The organism is Microbulbifer sp. ABF4_143 (assembly GCF_056160225.1).
Genome location: NZ_JBSWWT010000021.1, coordinates 1 through 20,346 on the forward strand (window position 1 = coordinate 1; position 20,346 = coordinate 20,346).

21 protein-coding genes and 2 other RNA genes are annotated in these 20,346 nt (G+C 63.0%); 15 read left to right on the forward strand and 8 right to left on the reverse strand.

Annotated elements, in window-relative coordinates:
* A partial coding sequence (locus ACXAF3_RS14940; protein WP_475113120.1) for a hypothetical protein occupies nt 1-239 on the forward strand: 239 nt, incomplete at its 5' end.
* A gap of 127 nt (nt 240-366) precedes the next feature.
* Here the strand turns inward: ACXAF3_RS14940 and ACXAF3_RS14945 are convergent.
* On the reverse strand, nt 367-876 hold the full coding sequence (locus ACXAF3_RS14945; RefSeq protein ID WP_475113174.1) for a MarR family winged helix-turn-helix transcriptional regulator: 510 nt from the start codon (nt 874-876) through the stop codon (nt 367-369).
* A gap of 330 nt (nt 877-1,206) precedes the next feature.
* On the opposite strand from ACXAF3_RS14945, the gene ectA reads away from it, so the two are divergent.
* The 5 genes from ectA (at nt 1,207) to ACXAF3_RS14970 (ending at nt 6,106) form a co-directional block, all read left to right on the forward strand.
* Nucleotides 1,207-1,833: a diaminobutyrate acetyltransferase gene (gene ectA, locus ACXAF3_RS14950; protein ID WP_475113121.1), complete on the forward strand. Its 627-nt coding sequence runs from the start codon at nt 1,207-1,209 to the stop codon at nt 1,831-1,833.
* A 54-nt stretch (nt 1,834-1,887) separates the two neighbouring features.
* Complete coding sequence (ectB, locus tag ACXAF3_RS14955) at nt 1,888-3,216, forward strand: diaminobutyrate--2-oxoglutarate transaminase (protein ID WP_475113122.1); 1,329 nt, start codon at nt 1,888-1,890, stop codon at nt 3,214-3,216.
* 58 nt (nt 3,217-3,274) lie between these two features.
* Entirely contained in the window at nt 3,275-3,679 is a 405-nt protein-coding gene (locus tag ACXAF3_RS14960; protein WP_475113123.1) for an ectoine synthase, read from the forward strand.
* A 76-nt stretch (nt 3,680-3,755) separates the two neighbouring features.
* Nucleotides 3,756-5,201 (forward strand): aspartate kinase, encoded by a 1,446-nt coding sequence (locus ACXAF3_RS14965; protein WP_475113124.1) that lies wholly within the window; start codon nt 3,756-3,758, stop codon nt 5,199-5,201.
* Nucleotides 5,189-6,106, forward strand: coding sequence for a TPR end-of-group domain-containing protein (locus tag ACXAF3_RS14970; protein ID WP_475113125.1), 918 nt, complete (start codon nt 5,189-5,191; stop codon nt 6,104-6,106). Before ACXAF3_RS14965 ends, ACXAF3_RS14970 begins: the two co-directional genes overlap by 13 nt.
* A 17-nt stretch (nt 6,107-6,123) precedes the next feature.
* Here the strand turns inward: ACXAF3_RS14970 and ACXAF3_RS14975 are convergent.
* A non-coding RNA gene (locus ACXAF3_RS14975) (sX9 sRNA) lies at nt 6,124-6,201 on the reverse strand.
* A gap of 94 nt (nt 6,202-6,295) precedes the next feature.
* On the opposite strand from ACXAF3_RS14975, the gene ACXAF3_RS14980 reads away from it, so the two are divergent.
* Entirely contained in the window at nt 6,296-7,714 is a 1,419-nt protein-coding gene (locus tag ACXAF3_RS14980) for a sodium/proline symporter (RefSeq protein WP_475113126.1), read from the forward strand.
* 115 nt (nt 7,715-7,829) lie between these two features.
* A non-coding RNA gene (locus tag ACXAF3_RS14985) (sX9 sRNA) lies at nt 7,830-7,907 on the forward strand.
* 205 nt (nt 7,908-8,112) lie between these two features.
* Here the strand turns inward: ACXAF3_RS14985 and ACXAF3_RS14990 are convergent.
* The 5 genes from ACXAF3_RS14990 to ACXAF3_RS15010 all read right to left on the reverse strand — a co-directional run bounded on the left by ACXAF3_RS14990 (nt 8,113) and on the right by ACXAF3_RS15010 (nt 11,854).
* Nucleotides 8,113-8,679: a YceI family protein gene (locus ACXAF3_RS14990; RefSeq protein ID WP_475113127.1), complete on the reverse strand. Its 567-nt coding sequence runs from the start codon at nt 8,677-8,679 to the stop codon at nt 8,113-8,115.
* An 11-nt stretch (nt 8,680-8,690) separates the two neighbouring features.
* Complete coding sequence (locus tag ACXAF3_RS14995; RefSeq protein WP_475113128.1) at nt 8,691-9,287, reverse strand: cytochrome b; 597 nt, start codon at nt 9,285-9,287, stop codon at nt 8,691-8,693.
* A 164-nt stretch (nt 9,288-9,451) separates the two neighbouring features.
* Complete coding sequence (locus tag ACXAF3_RS15000; RefSeq protein ID WP_475113129.1) at nt 9,452-10,117, reverse strand: hypothetical protein; 666 nt, start codon at nt 10,115-10,117, stop codon at nt 9,452-9,454.
* A 92-nt stretch (nt 10,118-10,209) separates the two neighbouring features.
* Complete coding sequence (gene corA, locus ACXAF3_RS15005; RefSeq protein WP_475113130.1) at nt 10,210-11,163, reverse strand: magnesium/cobalt transporter CorA; 954 nt, start codon at nt 11,161-11,163, stop codon at nt 10,210-10,212.
* A gap of 253 nt (nt 11,164-11,416) precedes the next feature.
* Nucleotides 11,417-11,854 (reverse strand): host attachment protein, encoded by a 438-nt coding sequence (locus ACXAF3_RS15010; RefSeq protein ID WP_475113131.1) that lies wholly within the window; start codon nt 11,852-11,854, stop codon nt 11,417-11,419.
* Between the two features lie 266 nt (nt 11,855-12,120).
* On the opposite strand from ACXAF3_RS15010, the gene ACXAF3_RS15015 reads away from it, so the two are divergent.
* The 6 genes from ACXAF3_RS15015 (at nt 12,121) to fghA (ending at nt 17,223) form a co-directional block, all read left to right on the forward strand.
* Complete coding sequence (locus tag ACXAF3_RS15015) at nt 12,121-12,543, forward strand: Hsp20/alpha crystallin family protein (protein WP_475113132.1); 423 nt, start codon at nt 12,121-12,123, stop codon at nt 12,541-12,543.
* 182 nt (nt 12,544-12,725) lie between these two features.
* Nucleotides 12,726-13,124 carry a CBS domain-containing protein gene (locus ACXAF3_RS15020; RefSeq protein ID WP_475113133.1) on the forward strand — a complete coding sequence of 133 codons (399 nt, stop codon included), beginning with the start codon at nt 12,726-12,728 and terminating at the stop codon, nt 13,122-13,124.
* Nucleotides 13,125-13,546: 422 nt separating this feature from the next.
* The gene (locus tag ACXAF3_RS15025; protein ID WP_475113134.1) at nt 13,547-14,119 is read left to right on the forward strand and encodes a PhnA domain-containing protein; all 573 of its coding nucleotides are present in this window, start codon (nt 13,547-13,549) and stop codon (nt 14,117-14,119) included.
* Nucleotides 14,120-14,131: 12 nt separating this feature from the next.
* Nucleotides 14,132-15,142, forward strand: a complete 1,011-nt coding sequence (locus ACXAF3_RS15030) for an AraC family transcriptional regulator (protein ID WP_475113135.1) — start codon at nt 14,132-14,134, stop codon at nt 15,140-15,142.
* An 87-nt stretch (nt 15,143-15,229) separates the two neighbouring features.
* Complete coding sequence (locus ACXAF3_RS15035) at nt 15,230-16,363, forward strand: S-(hydroxymethyl)glutathione dehydrogenase/class III alcohol dehydrogenase (protein ID WP_475113136.1); 1,134 nt, start codon at nt 15,230-15,232, stop codon at nt 16,361-16,363.
* Nucleotides 16,364-16,368: 5 nt separating this feature from the next.
* Nucleotides 16,369-17,223, forward strand: coding sequence for an S-formylglutathione hydrolase (fghA, locus tag ACXAF3_RS15040; RefSeq protein WP_475113175.1), 855 nt, complete (start codon nt 16,369-16,371; stop codon nt 17,221-17,223).
* 55 nt (nt 17,224-17,278) lie between these two features.
* Here fghA and ACXAF3_RS15045 read toward each other — a convergent pair whose 3' ends face one another.
* Nucleotides 17,279-17,935, reverse strand: a complete 657-nt coding sequence (locus ACXAF3_RS15045) for a DsbA family oxidoreductase (protein WP_475113137.1) — start codon at nt 17,933-17,935, stop codon at nt 17,279-17,281.
* Nucleotides 17,936-18,129: 194 nt separating this feature from the next.
* Between ACXAF3_RS15045 and ACXAF3_RS15050 the strand changes: the two genes are divergently transcribed.
* A complete protein-coding gene (locus tag ACXAF3_RS15050; RefSeq protein ID WP_475113138.1) occupies nt 18,130-20,340 on the forward strand; it encodes a S9 family peptidase in 2,211 nt (736 codons plus the stop codon).
* Nucleotides 20,341-20,346: the final 6 nt, after the last annotated feature.

Here is a 20,346-nt window from a genome sequence, read left to right on the forward strand (position 1 = left end):
GCATCCATGGCTCTGGCGGTGTTGGTTCGGGGATTGTTGTGTTTTGGCGAACCAAACTTTACCCAGCCAACAACCGCCAGCCTACTTTTTCACGCCAATCTGCGAAGAACCATTTTTTAGCGGCGCTTTTGAAGTTGTTGTTGCGCCCTGTCTTGAGTAAGCAAGCGCTAACCTTGGGTTTGGCGATTGCTTTAGTGTTGTCGGCCCATTTATACCCATCTTCGGGGCGAATGCAATGATTGAATGCGCAGACTGGCATTTTTGTCGGCAAGCCGCGCTGGCGCCTAAAGCATCGAAAGGGGATTTGAGGCCGCGGCGGCGCCAATTGACAAAAGTCCGTGCCGCCGGGGGAGCTTGGCGGCTATTTCAGGGCTCTTCCTTGTCGGGCTGTGTCTGGCGGCTGTCCTTGCGGTCCAGATCGCCCACGTCGAGGACCGGGGAGGCATCGATATGCTCCGCGTCCATCATCAGAGCCACGCGCTGCAGCGACGAGATGATCATCGACTGCTCCCAGTCGCGCAGGTCGCGAAACTGGCGCACGAAGTGCTCCTGCAGCGGCGTCGGTGCATCGCGGATGATCTCCGCCCCCTTGTCGGTCAGGTAGGCGTGCACCTTGCGCTTGTCCTCGGTGGAGCGCTCGCGGTAGACCAGGCCGCGCTTTTCCAGCCGGTCGAGAATGGTGGTCACCGTGGCCTGGCTGAGGCTGATTTCCTTCGCCAGGGCGCCGATGGTGACCTGGCCTTTCTCGCGGATCGCCTGCAGCAGCAGCAGCTGCGGTGCGGTCAGTCCGGCGGTCTTCACCAGTTGCTTGGAGTGCAGGTCGGTGGCGCGGATCAGGCGGCGCAGCGTGATCAGTACTTCTTCAATCTTGTCCATCATCAGTGGGCCCAGCGGGGCGCGGAGGGGTGAACGGATGTCGCCGACTTTAGGGCCTGCCCGCGGTTTGTCAAATGTTCCTGTCGGCACTGTTTTCCCCCTGTCGGATTTCCGGCAAAACGCCGTCGCTTGTTTCATCTGTGTGGTGGCATCTGATCATCGCCAAACCGGCTGGCATGGGAACCCGCCTTGCGTTTTCACGATTGTTTAGAGTACTATAAAAAAAATTATTTAGAGTAGTAAATAATTTGTGCAGTAAGTGGGCAGTTTGCCCGATCTGCCGGGATTTGGTGCGCTCGTTTCGTCTCTCGGGCGCTAAATGAAAATTTGATGACTAAAGGTATTGATTTGAACGCCACAAGCGTTGCGACGCCGCGAAAGCGGGGGTCGAAAGAGCTGACTGAAGAGTCTCCCGAAGAAAAGGTCAGCGCGCGGCAGGGTTCCGCCCCTATCTCCTCCGGCGCGGAGATCCTGCTGCGCAGACCGGTCAGTGAAGACGGTGCCCGGGTGCACCGCTTGATCAGCCAGTGCCCCCCACTGGATCAAAATTCCCTCTACTGCAATCTGCTGCAGGCCAGCCATTTTGCCGACACCAGTGTCACCGCCGAGGTGGGCGGTGAGCTCGCCGGTTTCGTCTCCGGTTATCTGGTGCCCGGGCGCCCCGACACCCTGTTTGTGTGGCAGGTGGCGGTGGCCGCAGAGGCACGCGGCCTCGGCCTCGCCGGGCGCATGATCCGCGAGATACTGCGCCGCCCCGGCTGCGCAGGTGTGCGCCACCTGGAAACCACCATCACCCCCGACAACGCGGCTTCCTGGGCGCTGTTCCGCGGCCTCGCGCGCAAGCTGAACGCCGACTGCCGCGAATCGGTGATGTTCGACTGCGAACGCCATTTCGGCGGGCGCCACGACAGCGAAATGCTGCTGCGTATCGGGCCTTTTGCCGAAGTGGTGGCCTGATCCCTTTTCATGCGTTTTCCGCGAATAGCCAATTCACCAAGTAAAGGTGCCAATATGAAAGTTTTTGACGAGATCGAATCGGAAGTGCAGAGCTATGCGCGCGCTTTCCCGCGCGTGTTCAACAAGGCCCAGGGAGAATTCCTCTACGATGAGGAGGGCAACCAGTACCTGGATTTCCTCGCCGGTGCCGGCACCCTGAATTACGGCCACAACAATCCGCTGTTCAAGGAGGCGCTGATGCAGTACATCCAGGAGGACGGCATTACCCACGGCCTGGACCTGCACACCAAGGCCAAGCGCGAGTTCCTGGAAAGCTTCGCCGAAAAAATCCTGCAGCCGCGCGGGCTGAGCTATGTGATGCAGTTCACCGGCCCCACCGGCACCAACGCGGTGGAGGCGGCGATGAAGATCGCGCGCAAGTACAAGGGCCGTGAAAACATCATTTCATTCACCAACGGTTTCCACGGTTGCAGCATGGGCGCTCTGTCCGCCACCGGCAACTCCCATCACCGCGGCGCCGCCGGTGTGAGCATGAGCGGCATCACCCGCATGCCCTACGACGGCTACCTCGGGGACGAAATAGACACCACCGCCTATCTGGACAAGGTGCTGTCGGATTCCTCCTCGGGCGTCGACCACCCGGCCGCGGTGCTGGTGGAAACCGTGCAGGGGGAGGGCGGCATCAATGCGGCCAGCACCGAGTGGCTGCGCAACCTGTCCGCCGTCTGCCGCAAGCACGACGTGCTGCTGATTGTCGACGACATCCAGGCGGGCTGCGGCCGCACCGGCAGCTTCTTCAGTTTCGAAGAGGCCGGTATCGAGCCGGATATCGTCACCCTGTCCAAGTCCCTGAGCGGCTACGGCCTGCCGTTTGCCGTGGTGCTGATGCGCCCGGAGCTGGACCAGTGGAAGCCGGGCGAACACAACGGCACCTTCCGCGGCAACAATCTGGCCTTCGTCACCGCCAAGGCGGCCATCGAGCACTTCTGGAGCGACGACAGCTTCGCGCGGGAAGTGCTGCGCAAGGGCGACTATATCGGCCAGCGCCTTGAGGCGATCGTCGAGCAGTACGGCGACGGCAACCTGGCCACCCGCGGGCGCGGCATGTTCCGCGGTCTCAACTGTGTCAGCGGTGAGCTGGCCAGCCAGATCACGCGCGAGGCGTTCCGCAACGGCCTGGTGATCGAAACCAGCGGCGCCGACGACCATGTGGTGAAGACTCTGTGTCCGCTTACCATCAGCGACGAAAACCTCAAGCGCGGCCTGGACATCGTCGAGGCGGCGGTGGCGAAAGTGCTGAAGAGCAACGAGGTCCCGGAGGAGCACGACTTCTTCGCCGAGGAGTGCAGCGAGGCGCCGCGCCTGCTCGCCGGCGCCGCCTGATCGCGCCTTTGCCGCGGGGCCCAAACCACCAGACGATGAACAGAAGTAGAGAGAATCAATGATCGTTAGAAATTTGCACGAAGCCGAAAAGTCCGAGCGCCGCGTTGTCTCCGACGGATGGGAGAGCACCCGTCTGTTGCTGAAAAATGACAACATGGGTTTTTCCTTCCACATCACCACCATCTACGAAGGGGCGAATCTGCACCTGCACTACCAGAATCACCTGGAGTCCGTGTACTGCATCTCCGGCGAGGGTGAGGTGGAGACGGTGGAGGATGGTGTCGTCTACCCGATAGCGCCGGGCACCATCTATATCCTCGACAAGCACGACAAGCATATTCTGCGTGCGAAAACGGAAATGAAAATGGCCTGTGTCTTCAACCCGCCGCTGCACGGCAAGGAAGTGCACAATGCCGAAGGCGCCTACGAGCTGGAGGCGGAAGAGGTTTCCGACAACAAGTAACAGATTTTATCGCCGAAGGGCCGGCGCGCCGCGCCGCCCGTCGAATACGCCTGAAAAAATCGTCTACAGGGAAACCATGAAACGTCACACGGTGGAAAAAATCGGCGGCACGTCCATGAGCGACTATGCCGCAGTTCGGGACAACATCATTCTCAGAAAGGGCCGGGACGGTAAAGAGGGGGTCTACCAGCGCATCTTCGTCGTCTCCGCCTACGGCGGTATCACCGACCTGTTGCTGGAACACAAGAAATCCGGGCGCCCGGGCATCTTCGCGCTGTTTGCCGGCGCCGAGGAGGAGCAGAGCTGGAGCGAGGCGGTGGAAGGCCTGCGCCAGCGGGTGGAGGAAATCAACGCGAGCCTGTTCGACGACGCCGAGATGCTGGCGCGCGCCAACGCCTTTATCGGCGAGCGGCTGAAAGATACCGAACGCTGTCTCGGCGACCTGGAGCGCCTGTGCCAGCACGGCCACTTCGAGCTGGAGGGGCACCTGGACACCGTCAGCGAAATGCTCGCCAGCCTCGGCGAGGCGCACAGTGCCTGGAACACGGCGCAGCTTCTGCGTCGCGAGGGCATCAACGCGCGCTTCGTCGACCTGACCGGCTGGCGCGACGGCGAGCATCTGGATCTGGACGAGCGCATCCGCCGCGCCTTCGCCGATATCGATCTCGGGCGGGAACTGCCCATCGTCACCGGCTATGCGCACACCCGCGAGGGCCTGATGAAAACCTTCGCTCGCGGCTACAGCGAGATGACCTTCAGCCGCATCGCGGTGATCACCGAGGCCTGCGAGGCGATCATCCACAAGGAATACCACCTGAGCAGCGCCGACCCGCGCCTGGTGGGTGAGATGCGCGCGGTGCCGATCGGCCGCACCAACTACGATGTGGCGGACCAGCTCGCCAATCTGGGCATGGAGGCCATTCACCCCCGCGCCGCCAAGGGCCTGCGCCAGCGGGAGATTCCGCTGCGGATCATGAACACCTTCGAGCCGGAGCACGCCGGCACCCTGGTTACCGGCGACTACGTCAGCGAGACGCCCTGTGTGGAAATCATCGCCGGGCGCAAAAACATCTACGCGGTGGAGTGTTTCGATCAGGACATGATGGGGGTCATGACCCGCTACGACCGCACCATCAACGACATCATCGCGCGCTTCAAGGGCAATGTGGTGACCAAGGATATCAACGCCAACACCATTACCCACTTCCTGGCCAACAACCTGAAAACCGTCAAGCGCATCCGCAACTGTATCAGCGAGCAGTTTCCGGACTGTGATATCCAGGTGCGCAAGGTCGCGGTGGTCTCCGCCATCGGCAGCGATATGAAGGTGTCCGGCATGCTGTCGCGCGCGGTGACGGCGCTGGCGCAGTCCGGTATCAGCATACTGGCGGTGCACCAGTCCATGCGCCAGGTGGATATGCAGTTCGTGGTCGATGAGAGCGATTACGAGAAAGCGGTCAAGAGCCTGCACCACGCGCTGGTGGAGATCCACGATCACGGCGAGGCCATATGCGCCGCCTGACCCTGCAGGCACTGCTGTGCCTGCTGGCGCTGTCGCCGGCGGCGCAGCCACTGGCGCAACAGGCGGCAGACGAGACAGAGGCGGCGCTGCGCGACAGGGTAGACGCGCTTCAGGCGCCGCTCTACTCGCCGTTTGTCGAGCGCTATGTGCTCGACGAGCTGAAACAGCTGCGCACGGATATGGCCGCGCAGCGGGTCGAACTGACTGAGAAAATTGTCGACCGCCAGATCAACGCGGCGGACAAGGCGATCACCTACGCCACCGACACTGTGACCTATTTCTTTTACCTGATCGCCGGCGTCAGCTCCCTGCTGGTGCTGGTCGGCTGGACCTCGATCCGCGATATCAAGGAGAAGGTGCACGGCCTCGCCAACGAGGAAATCTCCAAGCTGGTCAACCAGTACGAGGCGCGGCTGCGCGGTATCGAGGAGCAGCTCAGCGAGAAAACCCGGCATATCGAACACAACCGGGACGAGATAGAACTGACCCAGGAAGTGCAGTCCCTGTGGCTGCGTGCCGGGCGCGAGCAGACGCCGGCGGGCAAGATCGCCATCTACGACCAGATACTGGCGCTGCGCGGTGACGACTGCGAGGCCCTGACCTACAAGGCGGACGCGGTGCTGGAGCTGGGCGAGCCGCAGTGGGCCATCAACCTGTGCCTGCAGGCGCTGGAGATCGACGGCGAGAACGGCAACGCCTACTACCAGCTGGCCTGTGCCCACGCGCACCTGGAGCAGTGGGAGGAGGCCGTCGATTACCTGGCCAGGGCGCTGGAGCTGTCGTCGGCCTACCGCGACGAGGCGCTGGAAGATCCGGCGCTGGAAGGTCTGTACGAATACCCGCCGTTTGTCGAACTGATGGGTATTCAGCCGTTCACCGCGACCGTACAGGATGCGCCGCAGTGATGTCCCCTTTGTGTAGAAGCTGTTTCATAACGTAGCGAGCGGGTGACTGGTGGTGGCCGCCGGAGCGGAGGCACCGCAGTGTACAAGTAGTACATGAGGATGCCGAGCATCGTCGGACGCCGCCAGGCGCCCGCGTAGTAGTTATGAAACAGCTTTTAAATAACCACAACAGCGACAGAGGATCGCACCGTGCTGATCAGTTTTCTGTTTTTCCTGGCCCTGTTCGCGGCCGTCGGCCTCAGTTCCTATCTGAAAAGCCGCGGCACCAAGAAGGACTATTACCTCGCCAGCCAGGATGTGTCGCCCTTCCTCGTGGGCCTCTCCGCCGTGGCCACCAACAACAGCGGCTATATGTTTATCGGTGTGATCGGCTACACCTACGCCACCGGGCTCGCCTCCATCTGGCTGATGGTCGGCTGGATTCTGGGGGATTTCCTCGGCTCTCTGTGGGTGCACAAATCTCTGTGCCGGGCGACGCGGGAAACCGGCGAGTCCAGTTACGCCGGAGTCCTGGCCCACTGGGGCGGGGGCCGCTTCGGCGCCTGGCAGCGTCTCGCCGGGCTCCTGTCGCTGCTGTTCCTGCTCGCCTACGCCAGCGCGCAGCTGGTGGCGGGCAGCAAGGCGCTCTATGTGTTGCTGGATATGCCGGTCTGGAGCGGCGCGGTGATTGGCGGCCTGATCGTCGCCGCCTACTGTCTCGCCGGCGGTATCCGCGCCTCCATCTGGACGGACGCGGCCCAGTCTCTGGTCATGGTCGTGGCCATGGGTACGCTGCTGATAGTGGCGCTCGGCTCGGTCGGCGGTGTCGGTGCGGCGGTCCGCTCGATGGAGGCGGTGCCGGGCTTCCTGAACTGGTATCCGCAGGATCTGCTGTTGCCGGGCGCCGCCGGCGGCATCCTGTTCGCGTTGAGCTGGCTGTTCGCCGGCCTGTCGGTGATCGGCCAGCCCCATGTGATGGTGCGCTTTATGGCCCTGCGCTCCGCCGACCGCATGGTGCAGGCGCGGCTGTGGTACTACCTGTGGTTCAGCATCTTCTACGCCATGGCCACCGGGGTGGGCATGCTGGCGCGGATACTGCTGAGCGACCCGGGCAGTTTCGATGCGGAACTGGCGCTGCCGATGATGGCGATGGAGCTGCTGCCGCCGGTATTCGTCGGCCTGATCCTGGCCGGCGTCTTTGCGGCCACCATGTCCACCGCCGATTCGCTGGTGCTGAGCTGTTCCGCGGCGCTGACCCACGACCTGTTGCCGCAGCGCATCGAGAAAACCTGGATGCTGAAACTGGCCACGCTGGCGATCACTGCGCTGGCGGTGGGCTGGGCGCTGATCAACGAACAGAGTGTGTTCAGCCTGGTGGTGCTCTCCTGGTCCGCGCTGGCCTCGGCCTTTGCGCCACTGCTGATCGTGCTGGCGCTGGGCGGGCGGCCTTCGCAGAAGGTGTGTATCGCGATGAGCCTGATCGGCCTGGCGACGGCGCTGTTGTGGCGCTGGCTCGGTTGGCACGGGCATATTTACGAGGGAATGCCGGGCATTCTCGCCGGCCTGGCGGTATTCGGTTTGGTACGGTGGCTGCAACGGGAGCCGCTGCCGAGTAGCGCAAACGCCTGAATTTTTTACAGATCGATCGCGGCCATGGCGATAAAAAGCCCCTCTGTCGTTCTAGAAGCTGTTTCATAACTACTGCGCGGGCGCCTGGCGGCGTCCGGCGGTGCTCGGCATCCTCATGTACTACTTGTACACTGCGGTGCCTCCGCTCCGGCGGCCACCACCAGCCACCCGCTCGCTACGTTATGAAACAGCTTCTGGGCAGGGGCTGTGGCGGCAAAGGCCCTAGCACTTTGCCTTCGATTCTGGCTGTTGGACTTTGTCAGCGATCCGAGCCCGGTAGCCGCAGGCTACCGGGCTTTCTTGTTCTGGTGGGCCTACGGAGCTGGAGCTCCGCGTTTCCGGGGTTAGGGAACCTCTGAAAGCCCCGCAGAGACATTACGGACTTAATCAGAGGTTCCTTAGATCTTGATACCTTCCACATCCAGGATCATCTCCACCTTCTGCGACGCCGGGCCGAGGTTGTAGTCGATACCGAAATCCTTCAGCGCAAACTCGGTGGTGCCGGTGAAGCCGCGGCGGTAGCCGCCCCAGGGATCCTTGCCGGCGCCGATCTCGGTCACGTCGATGGTGATCGGCTTGGTGATGCCGCGCAGGGTCAGTTCGCCGCTGAGCTTGGCCTTGCCGTCGCCGAGCGGCTCGAAGGCGGTGCTCTTGAAGGTGGCGGTGGGGAACTTGGCCACATCGAGGAAGTCCGGGCCGCGCAGGTGCTTGTCGCGCTCGGCGTGGTTGCTGTTGAGGCTGCTCACGTCGATGTTGACGTTGACGGAGGATTTCTCCGGCGCCTTGTCGTCGTAGTAAAAGGAGCCGTCGAAGTCGTCGAAGCGGCCGTAGAGCCAGCTGTAGCCCAGGTGCTTGATGCGGAACTGGATAAAGGCGTGCGCGCCCTTGGTGTCGATCTTGTACTCCGCGGCCTGGGCGGTGGTGCCCAGCAGCGCGGCGAACAGGAATATGGCAAGTTTCCTCATGGGGGGTTCCTCTATTTTGTGGTTGCGGTTGACAGTGATTCTTGTGTCGGCGGCGTTTTTGCACCGAGCCCGAGCATCCTGCGCAGGGTCGCGTCGCGGTCGATGAAGTGGTGCTTGAGTGCCGCCAGTGCGTGCAGCGCCACCAGCGCCATCAGGCTCCAGGCCAGCACCTCGTGCAGCTGCCCGGCGATATCCTCCTGGTTCGGGATTCCCTGCAGCGTGGCGGGCAGACTGAACCAGCCGAACACCTCGATGGGGCGGCCATCGGCGGTGGAGATCAGGTAGCCCGAACAGCCGATGGCGAGCAGCAGCAGGTAGATGGCGCCGTGCGCGAGGCGCGCCGCCAGCGCTTGCCAGCGCGGCATACCCGGCTCGGGTGCCGGGCTCGGGTTGCGCAGTTTCCACAGCAGCCGCACCAGCAGCAGGCCCATCAGCAGTACGCCGATACCCTTGTGCAGTTCCGGTCCCTGGCGGTACCAGGGGTCGTAATAGGACAGCTGGCGCATCCACCAGCCGAGCGCGAAGAGCCCGATAACGGCCGGCACCATCAGCCAGTGCAAGGCAATGGTGACCCAGCCGTATTCCCGGTCGCTGTTCCTGGCGGGCATTGCTCACCTCCTGAAAATGCAATGGTCCGGCCGGCGCAGCGGGCGCCAGCTCCGATAGGCGGCTCATTATAGAAATTCCCCCCGGGCGGAAAAGCGCAAAAAGCCGGAGAAATCTATCGAAAAAGTTGCAGGGCTTCGGAGGGGGAGCGCAGGGAGTGGCCGTATCAGTGCGGGGTGCCGCGCACGCCCTCGCGTTCGGCGGCCGCGAGCACGCGCTCCAGCGCGGCCCTGTCCAGGGAGCCCGAGCGCCGCGCCAGCTGTTCGGCCAGCCAGGTGGTGGAGTGGTGGTTGCCGTCCAGGGCCAGCTGCTCCAGCTGCCAGATCACGTTGAGCAGCAGCGCTGGCGCCAACTCGCCGTCCGCATCCTGGGCGGAAAAGAGGCGCGGCTCCAGCTGCTCCAGATCGCTGAGTTTGAGCACCAGTTCCGCAAAGCTGGGATACCAGCGGCTGCTGAAGGGTTCCGGGCGCTGGCGGTAGTCGAAGGTGATCCGCAGGCGGTTGCCGTCGGCATCCTCCAGCAGCGGCGTGTCCTGTTCGTAGGCGGGCAGGGCCGGGCGGTGGCGCAGAATCCCCACTATGGCACTCCAGTCACTGTGGTTTTCGGCGCACAGGCGCAGCGGTTCGGTCAGTTCGCGACCGCCGGCGCGGTCCAGGTAGACCAGCTGCTGGCCGGGCCGGTACCAGTAGAGATCCAGCAGGTGCTGCTCGGCCAGGTCGGCCAGATCGGCGCTGGTCACGGGCTCTTCGGCCACCGCGCTCAGGTGGTTGACCGCCTGCTGTACGCTCAGCCACTGCCTGCGGTGAAAGGGTTTGGCGATAGTGGTTCCCATCAACGGCTCCCGGCGCCAGATGGCCGGCACTCAATTATCACTGTCGTGACTTCAAGCTTAGCAGCTGCGGCCTCAGCTCCGGTGGTAGGGCCTCACAGCCAGCCCTTCTTCTTGAAATACAGATAGGGCGCAATGCCTGACAGCACGATCAAAACCAGCGCGAACGGATAACCCAGCAGCCACTTCAGCTCCGGCATGAACTCGAAGTTCATGCCGTAGATGCTGGCCACCGTCGTCGGCGGCAGGAACACCACGGCGGCGATGGAAAACATCTTGATGATGTTGGTCTGGCGGATATTGATAAACCCCTGGGTGGAGTCCATCAGGAAGTTGATCTTGTTGAACAGGAAGCCGGTGTGCGCGGTCAGGGTGTCGATATCGCGGGCGATATCGCGGATGCTTTCGTGGAGCTCGCCGTCGATCTGGATATGGCGCTGCAGGAAGGTGATCGAGCGCCGGGTATCCATCAGGCACAGCAGCACCTTCCCGTTGCTGTCTTCCAGCTTCGCCAGCAGGTCGATGGCATCCTCCAGATCCGAGGACTCGTCCTCCAGCACCAGGTAGCTGGCCTCTCCCAGCTTCAGGTGGATATCCTCCAGCGCGTCGGCGAGGTTTTCCACCTTCTGCTCGAACAGCTTCACCGTCAGCTCCTGGGCGCTGCGCGCCTCCACCTGGCCGCGTCGGGCGCGCATGCGCAGCAGGCGGAAATCCGCCAGGTCGCTCTCGCGCACAGTGATCAGCCGCTGCGGTTGCAGGATAAAGGCCACCGTCGCTGTGTCGTGGCGGCCCTCGCTCTGGGTCAGGAACAGGGAGTGGATATGCACCCCGGCGTCGTCGATAAAATAGCGCGCCGAGGCCTCGATTTCGTCGACCTCTTCCGATTCCGGCAGCTCTGTGCGCAGCAGGTCCTCCAGCAGTTCGCGCTCTTCCTCCTCGGGTTCCTGCAGGTCGACCCAGGCCACTTCGGCCAGCTGCTGCTCGCTGACGTCCGCGCCATCGGGTTGTTCGATGACCTTGCCGCGCTTGATTTCAAAGAGTCTCAGCATGGCGCTTTCCGTGTGACAGAATCGGCGGGGCCTGCAGCCCGTGCTATGGCCGGCGCCGGCTCTTGCAATACCAGCGCCTCCTCTCCGCGACGCCTACCAACAACTCCGTGCAGTTGCGCCAGTATTTCAAGGCGACCACCAGGAGGATGAATGGGCGCCTATTTGATTGCAGGGGGAATAGCCTCGCCCATGGTTGCAAGCTGCGCAATGCAAATCAACCGCCGCGTCAATGTTGTTGGGGGCGGGGCGAACACTACAGCCACGGCGGCAGCTGCGCGCGTATCTCCTCGGCCTCGCAGTTCACCAGATTCTTGCCCATTTCCCCGGCGATGGTCGCGCGGGTCGGCGCCTTGAGTGAGTCGCGCAGGCTGCCCACCATCTGTGGTTCGGCGACTATGTAGAGTTTTTCATAGCGGCCCTCTTTGCGACCGCGCTCCAGCGTGTGGGCGATTTCGCGCGCAAACTTCTGCCCCGCGCGGCGGTGCAGTTCACTCGAATTGCCCATCGCGTGGCGCCCGAGGGCACCGCTGTCGAAGGCGCGCCCGGGGGCGTCGCTCTCCAGATCGCGCCCCTTCAGACGCGCTTCCGGATGGATAAGCCCCTCCAGCTCGTGCAGATCTCCGGCGCGTTTGGCGGCCTCGAAGAGCCGCGCCTGTGATTGGTTGGCCACAAGGACCCATGCTAGTGCCATCAGAGAATCCTCGCCTTTTTCTCTAATTTCAATGCTAGTTGAAACAGGCGCCGGAAACCCGGGGCAAATGGTATAAGGGGCCGTTTCAATGAAGGCTTTATTTATAAAGCGTGTCCCAAGGCGCCGCCTCCCCGGTGACTTGCCGGACCGTCTCGGCGCTCAAATTGCCCTACCGAGCGCCGCCGCACTCCCTAAAATTCACGCACGGCGCGGGCCCCGGCCCGCCGCCCCGCAGACGTTCACAGACCCCCTGGGAGGATTTCGCCATGAGCCTGATTCCGAGAGGTTCACTACTGGACCTGGACAATATGTTCGAACAGATGCTGTCACCGTCGCGCACCGTTGGCAGGGAGGGATTCTTCTCGCCGCGCATCGACGTCAGCGAGCAGAAGGACAGCTATGAAATCAGCGCCGAACTGCCGGGCGTGAGCAAGGACGACATCAACGTCACGCTGGAGAACGGCGTGCTGACGCTGGAGGCGGAAGTGCACCGCGAGGACAAGAAGGAGAAAGAGGGCAGGCTGATCCGCCAGGAGCGCCGCTACGGCAAGTTTATGCGCAGCTTCAACCTGGGCGACGATGTCAGCGAAGAGGAGATAGATGCGAACTTCAAGGACGGCGTGCTGACATTGAAGGTGCCCAAGACCGAGGAGCGCCAGCCGCAGAGAAAGCGCATCGAAATTCACTGACAGGTTGCTGACAAAGTCCGGCAACCGGAATCGAAGGCAAAGTGCTTTGCCGCCACAGCCCCTGCTTAGGACGACAGCAGGGGACTTATCAACACTATCAGATCAAGCGCTTACGTGCTTGCTGTGATCCGAACATCCCCGGCTGAACAAGTTGGAGTTGAATCATGAAGGTAAAACAGGCAATGCATAACGGGTGTACCTGGTGTACACCGGATACGCCGCTGTCGGAAGTGGCGAAAATTCTGCGCGACGAGGATATAGGCGCGGTGCCGATCGGCGAGAACGACAGGCTGATTGGTATGGTGACCGACCGCGATATCGCCTGCCGCGGCGCCGCCCGCGGCGGCGACATGTCGGCGCTGACGGCGCGGGACGTGATGACGGAAGGTATCGAGTGGTGCTGGGAAGACGACGACTTGAATACCGCGGTGCACAAGATGGAACAGCACCACCTGCGCCGCATGCCGGTGATGAACCGCGAGAAGCGTATGGTCGGCATACTGAGCCTGGGGGATATCACCCACTCACTGGGGCGCAAGCAGAGCGGGGCCTTTGCCTCGGCGGTTTCCGCACACCACTGAAGCGGCATCGCACCGCGCCGCCGGCCCCGGCAGGCTGTCGAAAAAGTATTTTTCAACAGCCTGCCAGGGAACCTCTGAACAACTTCAGGGCCCGCAGAGAGGCTATGGAGTTATTCAGAGGTTCCCTAGTGGTCGGCGGCCGCTTTACAGTAGTCGCGCTATCGGCAGCCAGCCGCTGAAGATACTCCTCCCCCCGGTACCACCGCGCCGATGGCGGCCAGATCTGGATCGCCAAAGTGTAACTCGCCGTCGATACCGAAACACTTATTGCGCCCGCCGCGCGAATCGCGCCCAGGCTGAGTCGCAGCAGCGGGAGCCGCAGAAGCGAATGCGGGCATGCCTCGGCCGGAATTAGCGTTTAGTGACGCAGTACAGGCCGCGAAGGGCGTATAATCCGCGCCCTTTTACCGGGGAGAATCCAAATGGGCAGCGAACGGCAATTGATGGCGCGCAGCGGCGGCAAGTGCGAGCTGTGCAACGCAGAAACCGGGCTGGCGCCCTTCGCGGTGCCCGCCTCCGAGGGGCGCGGGGACGCGGATATCCTGTTGTGCGACACCTGCCGCGCGCAGCTGCAAGACCCGGCGCAACTGGACAGCGCGCACTGGCACTGCCTCGGCGACAGCATGTGGAGCCAGGTGCCGGCGGTACAGGTGATGGCCTGGCGGCTGCTGAAGCGGCTCTCCGGCGAGACCTGGGCCCAGGACCTGCTCGACATGCTCTACCTGGACGACGACCTGGCGGCCTGGGCCCGGGCCGGCGCACTGCCGGAGGCGGGCGATACCCCGGTGCACAGGGACTGCAACGGCGTGCAGCTGCACGCCGGGGATACCGTCACCATCGTCAAGGATCTGGACGTGAAGGGCAGCAGCCTGGTGGCCAAGCGCGGCACCGCGGTGCGCGGTATCAGTCTGACGGACAACCCGGAGCATATCGAGGGGCGGGTCGAGGGCCAGCGCATCGTGATCCTGACCAAGTTCGTAAAGAAAACCGGTTAGCGCCAGACACCGATGAAACCGAACTACGAAATCCGCAGCGGTGCCCTGGCGGGGTTCAACCTGTTGGTGCCGAAGCTCGGCGGCGATCCGTCTCGACTGCTCGCCCGTGTCGGCCTGCCGGCGGACTGCGTGCGCCGGCCCGATATACTGGTGCCCATCGCGACCCTGAGCCAACTGCTGAACCTGTGTGCGCGCGAGCTCGACTGCACTGACTTCGGCCTGCGCCTGTCGGAGATGCAGGGCGTGCGCATGCTCGGCGCCCTGGGCAAGCTGCTGCTGAAGAGCGCGGACATGGGCGGCGCGCTGGCGGCCACTCACCGCTATATGGTGCTGCACAACCAGGCGGACCACTGGCGCCTGCAGTCCCAGGGAGGCCAACTGGTGGCCGAGCGGCTGGAGCACTTCGAGGCGCCGGAAGACGCCGACCAGTACCGCGAGCTGGCCGCCGGGGCCTGCTACCGCCTGATCCAGGATCTGGCCGGCCGGGAAGTGCGCCCGCGCCTGGTGACTTTTCGCCACGGACCGCTGTCGCCGCCGCGGCGCTACCGGGCGTTCTTCAACTGCGAGGTGCGCTTCGCGCAGGCGCGCGACAGCCTGGTGTTCGACGCCGATATACTGCGGCTGCCGCTGCGCCAACCGGGTGCCAACCTGGATCGCTATTTCGACGAGTTTACCCGGCAGCTGCTCCGCGAACACCGGGGCGACATAGCGCAGCAGGTGCGCACGCTGATACTGCAGACCCTCGGCGCGCAACAGCACGGGCTGCCGCAGATCGCCGAACTGATCGATATACCCGCGCGCACCCTGCAGCGGCGCCTGCGCGAGGCGGGCACCTCATTCAAACAGCTGCTGCAGGACGCGCGCATGGAAACCGCGCGCTGGCACCTGCGCGCCTCCAGTGTCGATATCAACCTGCTCTCCGCCGCGCTCGGTTACACGGATATCAGCGCCTTCTCCAAGGCATTTCGCGCCGTGCACGGGCGCTCGCCGCTGCAGTGGCGCAAGTGTCAGCGGCAGCAGTAGCCGCTATTTGAACCTGCCCTTTGCGGGCGCATCCGCAGCCGCGTTATGCTGGGCGCCAGACATGCTCCATCCACAGGGAAGAAAACCATGACTGCAGAAGCCATTCGCTGTAAAGCCGCGGTCGCCTGGCAGGCGGGGCAGCCGCTCTCGATCGAGGAAGTCGAGGTGGCGCCGCCGCAGCCGGGCGAGGTGCGTATCAAACTGGTGGCCACCGGCGTCTGCCACACCGACGCCTTCACCCTGTCCGGCGAGGACCCGGAAGGCGTATTTCCGGCCATCCTCGGCCACGAGGGCGGCGGTATCGTCGAGTCGGTGGGCGAGGGGGTCACCAGCGTGCAGGTGGGTGACCATGTGATCCCGCTCTACACGCCCGAGTGCGGAGAGTGCAAATTCTGCAAGTCCGGCAAGACCAATCTGTGCCAGAAGATCCGCGAGACCCAGGGCAAGGGGCTGATGCCGGACGGCACCACGCGTTTCTCCATCGACGGCAAGCCCATCTACCACTACATGGGCACTTCCACCTTTTCCGAGTACACGGTGCTGCCGGAGATAGCGCTGGCCAAGGTCAATCCACAGGCGCCGCTGAAGGAGGTCTGCCTGCTCGGCTGCGGCGTCACCACCGGCATGGGCGCGGTGATCAATACCGCCAAGGTGGAGCCGGGCGCGAGCGTGGCCATCTTCGGCCTCGGCGGCATCGGCCTGTCGGCGGTCATCGGTGCGCGCATGGCCGGCGCCGGACGCATTATCGGTATCGATATCAACCCGTCGAAATTCGATCTGGCGAAAAAACTCGGCGCCACCGACTGCATCAACCCCAAGGATTACGACAAGCCGATCCAGGAGGTGATCGTCGAGCTGACCGACGGCGGCGTGGACTACTCCTTCGAGTGCATCGGCAATGTCAAGGTGATGCGCGCGGCACTGGAGTGCTGCCACAAGGGCTGGGGCGAGTCGGTGATTATCGGCGTGGCCGGGGCCGGCCAGGAGATCTGCACCCGCCCCTTCCAACTGGTGACCGGGCGCGTCTGGCGCGGCACCGCCTTCGGCGGCGTCAAGGGGCGCTCGGAACTGCCCGATTATGTGGAGCGCTATCTGGCCGGCGAGTTCCGGCTGGACGATTTCATCACCCACACCATGCCGCTGGAGAAAATCAACGACGCCTTCGAACTGATGCACCGGGGCGAAAGCATCCGCAGCGTGATCCACTACGATGAGGCCTGATGAAGATGAATCTGGAACTGGTCAGCAGTACTAAATGTTTCGACGGCCTGCAGCGGCAGTATCGCCACCAGTCGCAGGTACTGAATTGCTCGATGCGCTTCGCCATCTTTCTGCCGCAGCAGGCGGAGGAGGAGCGGGGGCACAGGTTCCCGGCGCTCTACTGGCTCTCCGGGCTTACCTGCACCGATGAAAACTTCAGCCAGAAGGCCGGGGCCCAGCGCCTGGCGGCGGAGCTGGGAATAGCGCTGGTGGTACCGGACACCAGCCCGCGCGGTGAGGATGTGGCCGACGACCCGGAATACGATCTGGGGCAGGGGGCGGGCTTCTATTTGAACGCGACCGAAGATCCGTGGAAGCGCCACTACCGCATGTACGACTATGTGCTGCAGGAGCTGCCGGATATCGTCGAGCGGCATTTCCCGGTCAACGGGCGGCGCGCGATCGCCGGCCACTCGATGGGCGGCCACGGCGCGCTGGTGATCGGCTTGCGCAACCCGGAGCGCTATACGTCCATCTCCGCCTTCAGCCCCATCTGCAACCCGATCGCCTGCCCCTGGGGCGAGAAGGCCTTCAGTGCCTACCTGGGCGCGGACAAATCGGCCTGGGAGGCCTACGACGCGACGGTTCTGCTCGGCCGCGCTACCGAGCGGCTGCCGATACTGGTCTCCCAGGGCGACGACGATCAGTTCCTGGAGCAGCAGCTGAAACCCCACGCGCTGGAGGCGGCCGCCGAGGCCTGCGGCTATCCGCTCAAGCTGGAACACCACGCCGGCTACGATCACAGCTACTACTTTATCGCCAGCTTTATCGAGCAGCATTTGCGTTTCCACGCCGACTATCTGCTCAGGCACGCGGATTGATCCGGCGCAGCGGGCGCCGGAATAGCGGCGATTCCGGGGCGGCTGTTCCCGCAGCTTAATTATTTTGTTCGTCGAGCAGCTGTTGCAGCTGCTGTTCGAAGGTTTCCACTTCCTGGGCGCCGCCGATCGCATACTCCCGGTTGAAGACAAACAGCGGCACGCCGCTGACGCCCTGGCCGGTGATCAGTTTTTCCAGTTCGCGCACGGCGCCGGCGTAGACCTGGTCCTGCAACACCTGCCGCGCCTCCTGAGGGTCCAGGCCGACGTCCGCGGCGGCGCCCGCCAGCACCTCGGTATCATCGATATTCCTGCGCTCGTGGAAAAACGCGTTGAACAGCCGCAGGCTCAGTGCCGTCTCGCGGTCATAGCCCCGCGACCACTGCAACAGCTGGTGCGCGTTGAAGGTGTTGTACATGCGCATATCGTCGCTGTAGTTGAAGGCGAAGCCGACATCGGCGCCCAGGTCCGTCAGCCGCTGGCGCGCCTCGATGCTCTGCTGCGGCGTGGTGCCGTATTTCCTCGCCAAATGCTCGCGCAGGTTTTCCCCCTCGGCGGGCATCTGCGGGTTCAGCTCGAACGGCAGCCAGTGAATTTCCACTTCGAAGCGGTCCGTATACTGATCCAGCGCCCGCCGCAGGCGCAGGTAGCCGATCACGCACCAGGGGCAGACCACATCGGATACTATGTCGATACGCAGTGGCAGTTTGTTCATGGTGTTTGCCCATTGAATTCAACCTGTCCATTTTAGTTTAGGGAACGCCATGGTCTCTGTACGGAGCCTGCGGAGGCTGCGTGGAGGTTCCCCGGCCGCGCCGCGGAAGCTGGCGGCGGACCGCGCGCCGCGATTACGTTGTAGAATCCCGTGCAGCTGCAAAAGCGAAAGACACCATCAAAAAGAGACGCGGTATGAAACGAGCATGGCTTCTATTGTTCGGCGGCATATTTGCCGGCATTTGTTCTGCTGAACAGCTGACTATCGACAGGATATTCTCCGACCCGGCCCTGAGCGGCACCTCGCCGCGCGCGCTGGAGTACTCCCCGGACGGCAGCCGCGTGACCTTCCTGAAGGGGCGCGCGGATGACTACGAGCGCTACGACCTGTGGGAGTACCATATCGAAGACGGCAAAAGCCGGATGCTGGTCAACTCCGATTCCCTGCACCGGGGCGAGGAAATCCTGTCCGATGAGGAGAAGGCGCGGCGCGAGCGCCAGCGTATCTACGGCAGCGGCATCATGGAGTACACCTGGTCCGACGACGGCAAATCCCTGCTGTTTCCCCTCGCCGGCGATGTCTACTACTACGATCTGGATAAGAAGTCCGCGCGGCGCCTGACCGAAACCGAGGACTTCGAAACCGATGTGCGCGTATCGCCGCAAGGCCGCTATGTGTCCTTTATCCGCGAACAGGATATTTTTATCGTCGACCTGAAGAGCGGCGAAGAGCGCCAGCTGACCCACGACGGCGAAGGCCCGATAAAAAACGGCATGGCGGAGTTCGTCGCCCAGGAGGAAATGGACCGCATGACCGGCTACTGGTGGTCGCCGGACGACCGGCATATCGCCTATCTGCAGGTGGACGAATCGCCGGTGGACGAGGTGACCCGCAGCGAGATCTACGCGGACCGCATCGAAATGATACAGCAGCGCTACCCCGCTGCCGGCCGCCCGAATGTGAAAATCAAACTGGGGGTGCTGGATATTGCCTCCGGCCAGACCCGCTGGGTCGATCTCGGCAAAGACGAGGATATCTATATTCCGCGGGTGGACTGGGCGCGGGACAATCTGCTCAGCTATCAGTGGCAGGACCGCAGCCAGCAGAAGCTGGCGCTGCGCCTGTTCGACCTCGGCAGCGGCAAAACCCGCACGCTGCTGACGGAGACCAGCGATACCTGGGTCAATCTGCACGACGACCTGCGCTTCCTCAAGAACAGTGACCGCTTTATCTGGTCGTCCGAGCGCGACGGCTACAGGCACCTGTACCTGTACGACCTGAACGGCAAGCTGTTGCGGCAGCTGAGCAGCGGCGACTGGGCCGTGGACGCGCTGGCGGCGGTCGATGAGAAAAAAGGCACTGTCTACTTCACCGGCCGCAGGGATACGCCGCTCGAGCGCCACCTGTACGCGGTGGCACTGGACGGCGAAGGTTCCGTGCAAAAAATTTCCCGGCGCGCCGGCATGCACAGTATCGAATTTGCCAAAGACGCCTCCGGCTATATCGACAAGTTTTCCAGTGCGACCACACCGCCCCAGGTCAGCCTGCACCGGGCCAGCGGCGAGCAGGTGACCTGGCTGGAGGAAAACGCCGTGGTCGAGGGGCACCCGCTGTTTCCGTACAAGTCGGACTGGATAGTCCCGGAGTTCGGCAGCATCGATGCGCCCCAGGGGCACAAGCTCTACTACCGGCTGTACAAACCGGCGAATTTCGATGCGAAGAAAAAATACCCGGTGATGGTATTCCTCTACGGAGGGCCCCACGCGCAGCTGGTGACCAACAGCTGGGACAGGGCGTTCAACCAGTATATGGCACAGCAGGGCTATATCGTGTTTACGCTGGACAACCGCGGTTCCGCGCACCGGGGCACCGCGTTCGAAAACCCGATCTTCAAGCGCATGGGGCAGCCGGAAGTGCAGGATCAGATCACCGGGGTGCGCTTCCTGCGCTCGCTGCCCTATGTGGACAGCGATAATATCGGTGTCTACGGCCACAGCTACGGCGGCTATATGGCGCTGATGAGCATGTTCAAGGCCGGCGACTACTTCAAGGCCGGCGTTTCCGGTGCGCCGGTCACCGACTGGTCCCTGTACGACACCCATTACACCGAGCGCTATATGGGCAACCCGACCCGCGACGCAAAGGCCTATGAGGCCTCGTCGGTATTCCCCTATGTGGACGGCCTCAAGGGCGCGCTGCTGATCTACCACGGTATGGCGGACGACAATGTGCTGTTCACCAACACCACCAAGCTGATCAAAGAGATGCAGGACAGGGGCAAGCAGTTCGAGCTGATGACCTACCCGGGCAAGAAGCATAGTTTGCGCGGCAAGCAGACCCGCATCCATCAGTACACGATGATCAGGGACTTCTTCGACCGCCACCTGCGCGGCCAGGAGCACTGACCCCAC

What these genes read in the sequence shown, in the direction of transcription:
- ACXAF3_RS14945 (WP_475113174.1), bottom strand. Translation starts at nt 876, where the DNA reads ATGGACAAGATTGAAGAAGTACTGATCACGCTGCGCCGCCTGATCCGC.
- ectA (WP_475113121.1), top strand. Translation starts at nt 1,207, where the DNA reads ATGACTAAAGGTATTGATTTGAACGCCACAAGCGTTGCGACGCCGCGA.
- ectB (WP_475113122.1), top strand. Translation starts at nt 1,888, where the DNA reads ATGAAAGTTTTTGACGAGATCGAATCGGAAGTGCAGAGCTATGCGCGC.
- ACXAF3_RS14960 (WP_475113123.1), top strand. Translation starts at nt 3,275, where the DNA reads ATGATCGTTAGAAATTTGCACGAAGCCGAAAAGTCCGAGCGCCGCGTT.
- ACXAF3_RS14965 (WP_475113124.1), top strand. Translation starts at nt 3,756, where the DNA reads ATGAAACGTCACACGGTGGAAAAAATCGGCGGCACGTCCATGAGCGAC.
- ACXAF3_RS14970 (WP_475113125.1), top strand. Translation starts at nt 5,189, where the DNA reads ATGCGCCGCCTGACCCTGCAGGCACTGCTGTGCCTGCTGGCGCTGTCG.
- ACXAF3_RS14990 (WP_475113127.1), bottom strand. Translation starts at nt 8,679, where the DNA reads ATGAGGAAACTTGCCATATTCCTGTTCGCCGCGCTGCTGGGCACCACC.
- ACXAF3_RS14995 (WP_475113128.1), bottom strand. Translation starts at nt 9,287, where the DNA reads ATGCCCGCCAGGAACAGCGACCGGGAATACGGCTGGGTCACCATTGCC.
- ACXAF3_RS15000 (WP_475113129.1), bottom strand. Translation starts at nt 10,117, where the DNA reads ATGGGAACCACTATCGCCAAACCCTTTCACCGCAGGCAGTGGCTGAGC.
- corA (WP_475113130.1), bottom strand. Translation starts at nt 11,163, where the DNA reads ATGCTGAGACTCTTTGAAATCAAGCGCGGCAAGGTCATCGAACAACCC.
- ACXAF3_RS15010 (WP_475113131.1), bottom strand. Translation starts at nt 11,854, where the DNA reads ATGGCACTAGCATGGGTCCTTGTGGCCAACCAATCACAGGCGCGGCTC.
- ACXAF3_RS15015 (WP_475113132.1), top strand. Translation starts at nt 12,121, where the DNA reads ATGAGCCTGATTCCGAGAGGTTCACTACTGGACCTGGACAATATGTTC.
- ACXAF3_RS15020 (WP_475113133.1), top strand. Translation starts at nt 12,726, where the DNA reads ATGCATAACGGGTGTACCTGGTGTACACCGGATACGCCGCTGTCGGAA.
- ACXAF3_RS15025 (WP_475113134.1), top strand. Translation starts at nt 13,547, where the DNA reads ATGGGCAGCGAACGGCAATTGATGGCGCGCAGCGGCGGCAAGTGCGAG.
- ACXAF3_RS15030 (WP_475113135.1), top strand. Translation starts at nt 14,132, where the DNA reads ATGAAACCGAACTACGAAATCCGCAGCGGTGCCCTGGCGGGGTTCAAC.
- ACXAF3_RS15035 (WP_475113136.1), top strand. Translation starts at nt 15,230, where the DNA reads ATGACTGCAGAAGCCATTCGCTGTAAAGCCGCGGTCGCCTGGCAGGCG.
- fghA (WP_475113175.1), top strand. Translation starts at nt 16,369, where the DNA reads ATGAATCTGGAACTGGTCAGCAGTACTAAATGTTTCGACGGCCTGCAG.
- ACXAF3_RS15045 (WP_475113137.1), bottom strand. Translation starts at nt 17,935, where the DNA reads ATGAACAAACTGCCACTGCGTATCGACATAGTATCCGATGTGGTCTGC.
- ACXAF3_RS15050 (WP_475113138.1), top strand. Translation starts at nt 18,130, where the DNA reads ATGAAACGAGCATGGCTTCTATTGTTCGGCGGCATATTTGCCGGCATT.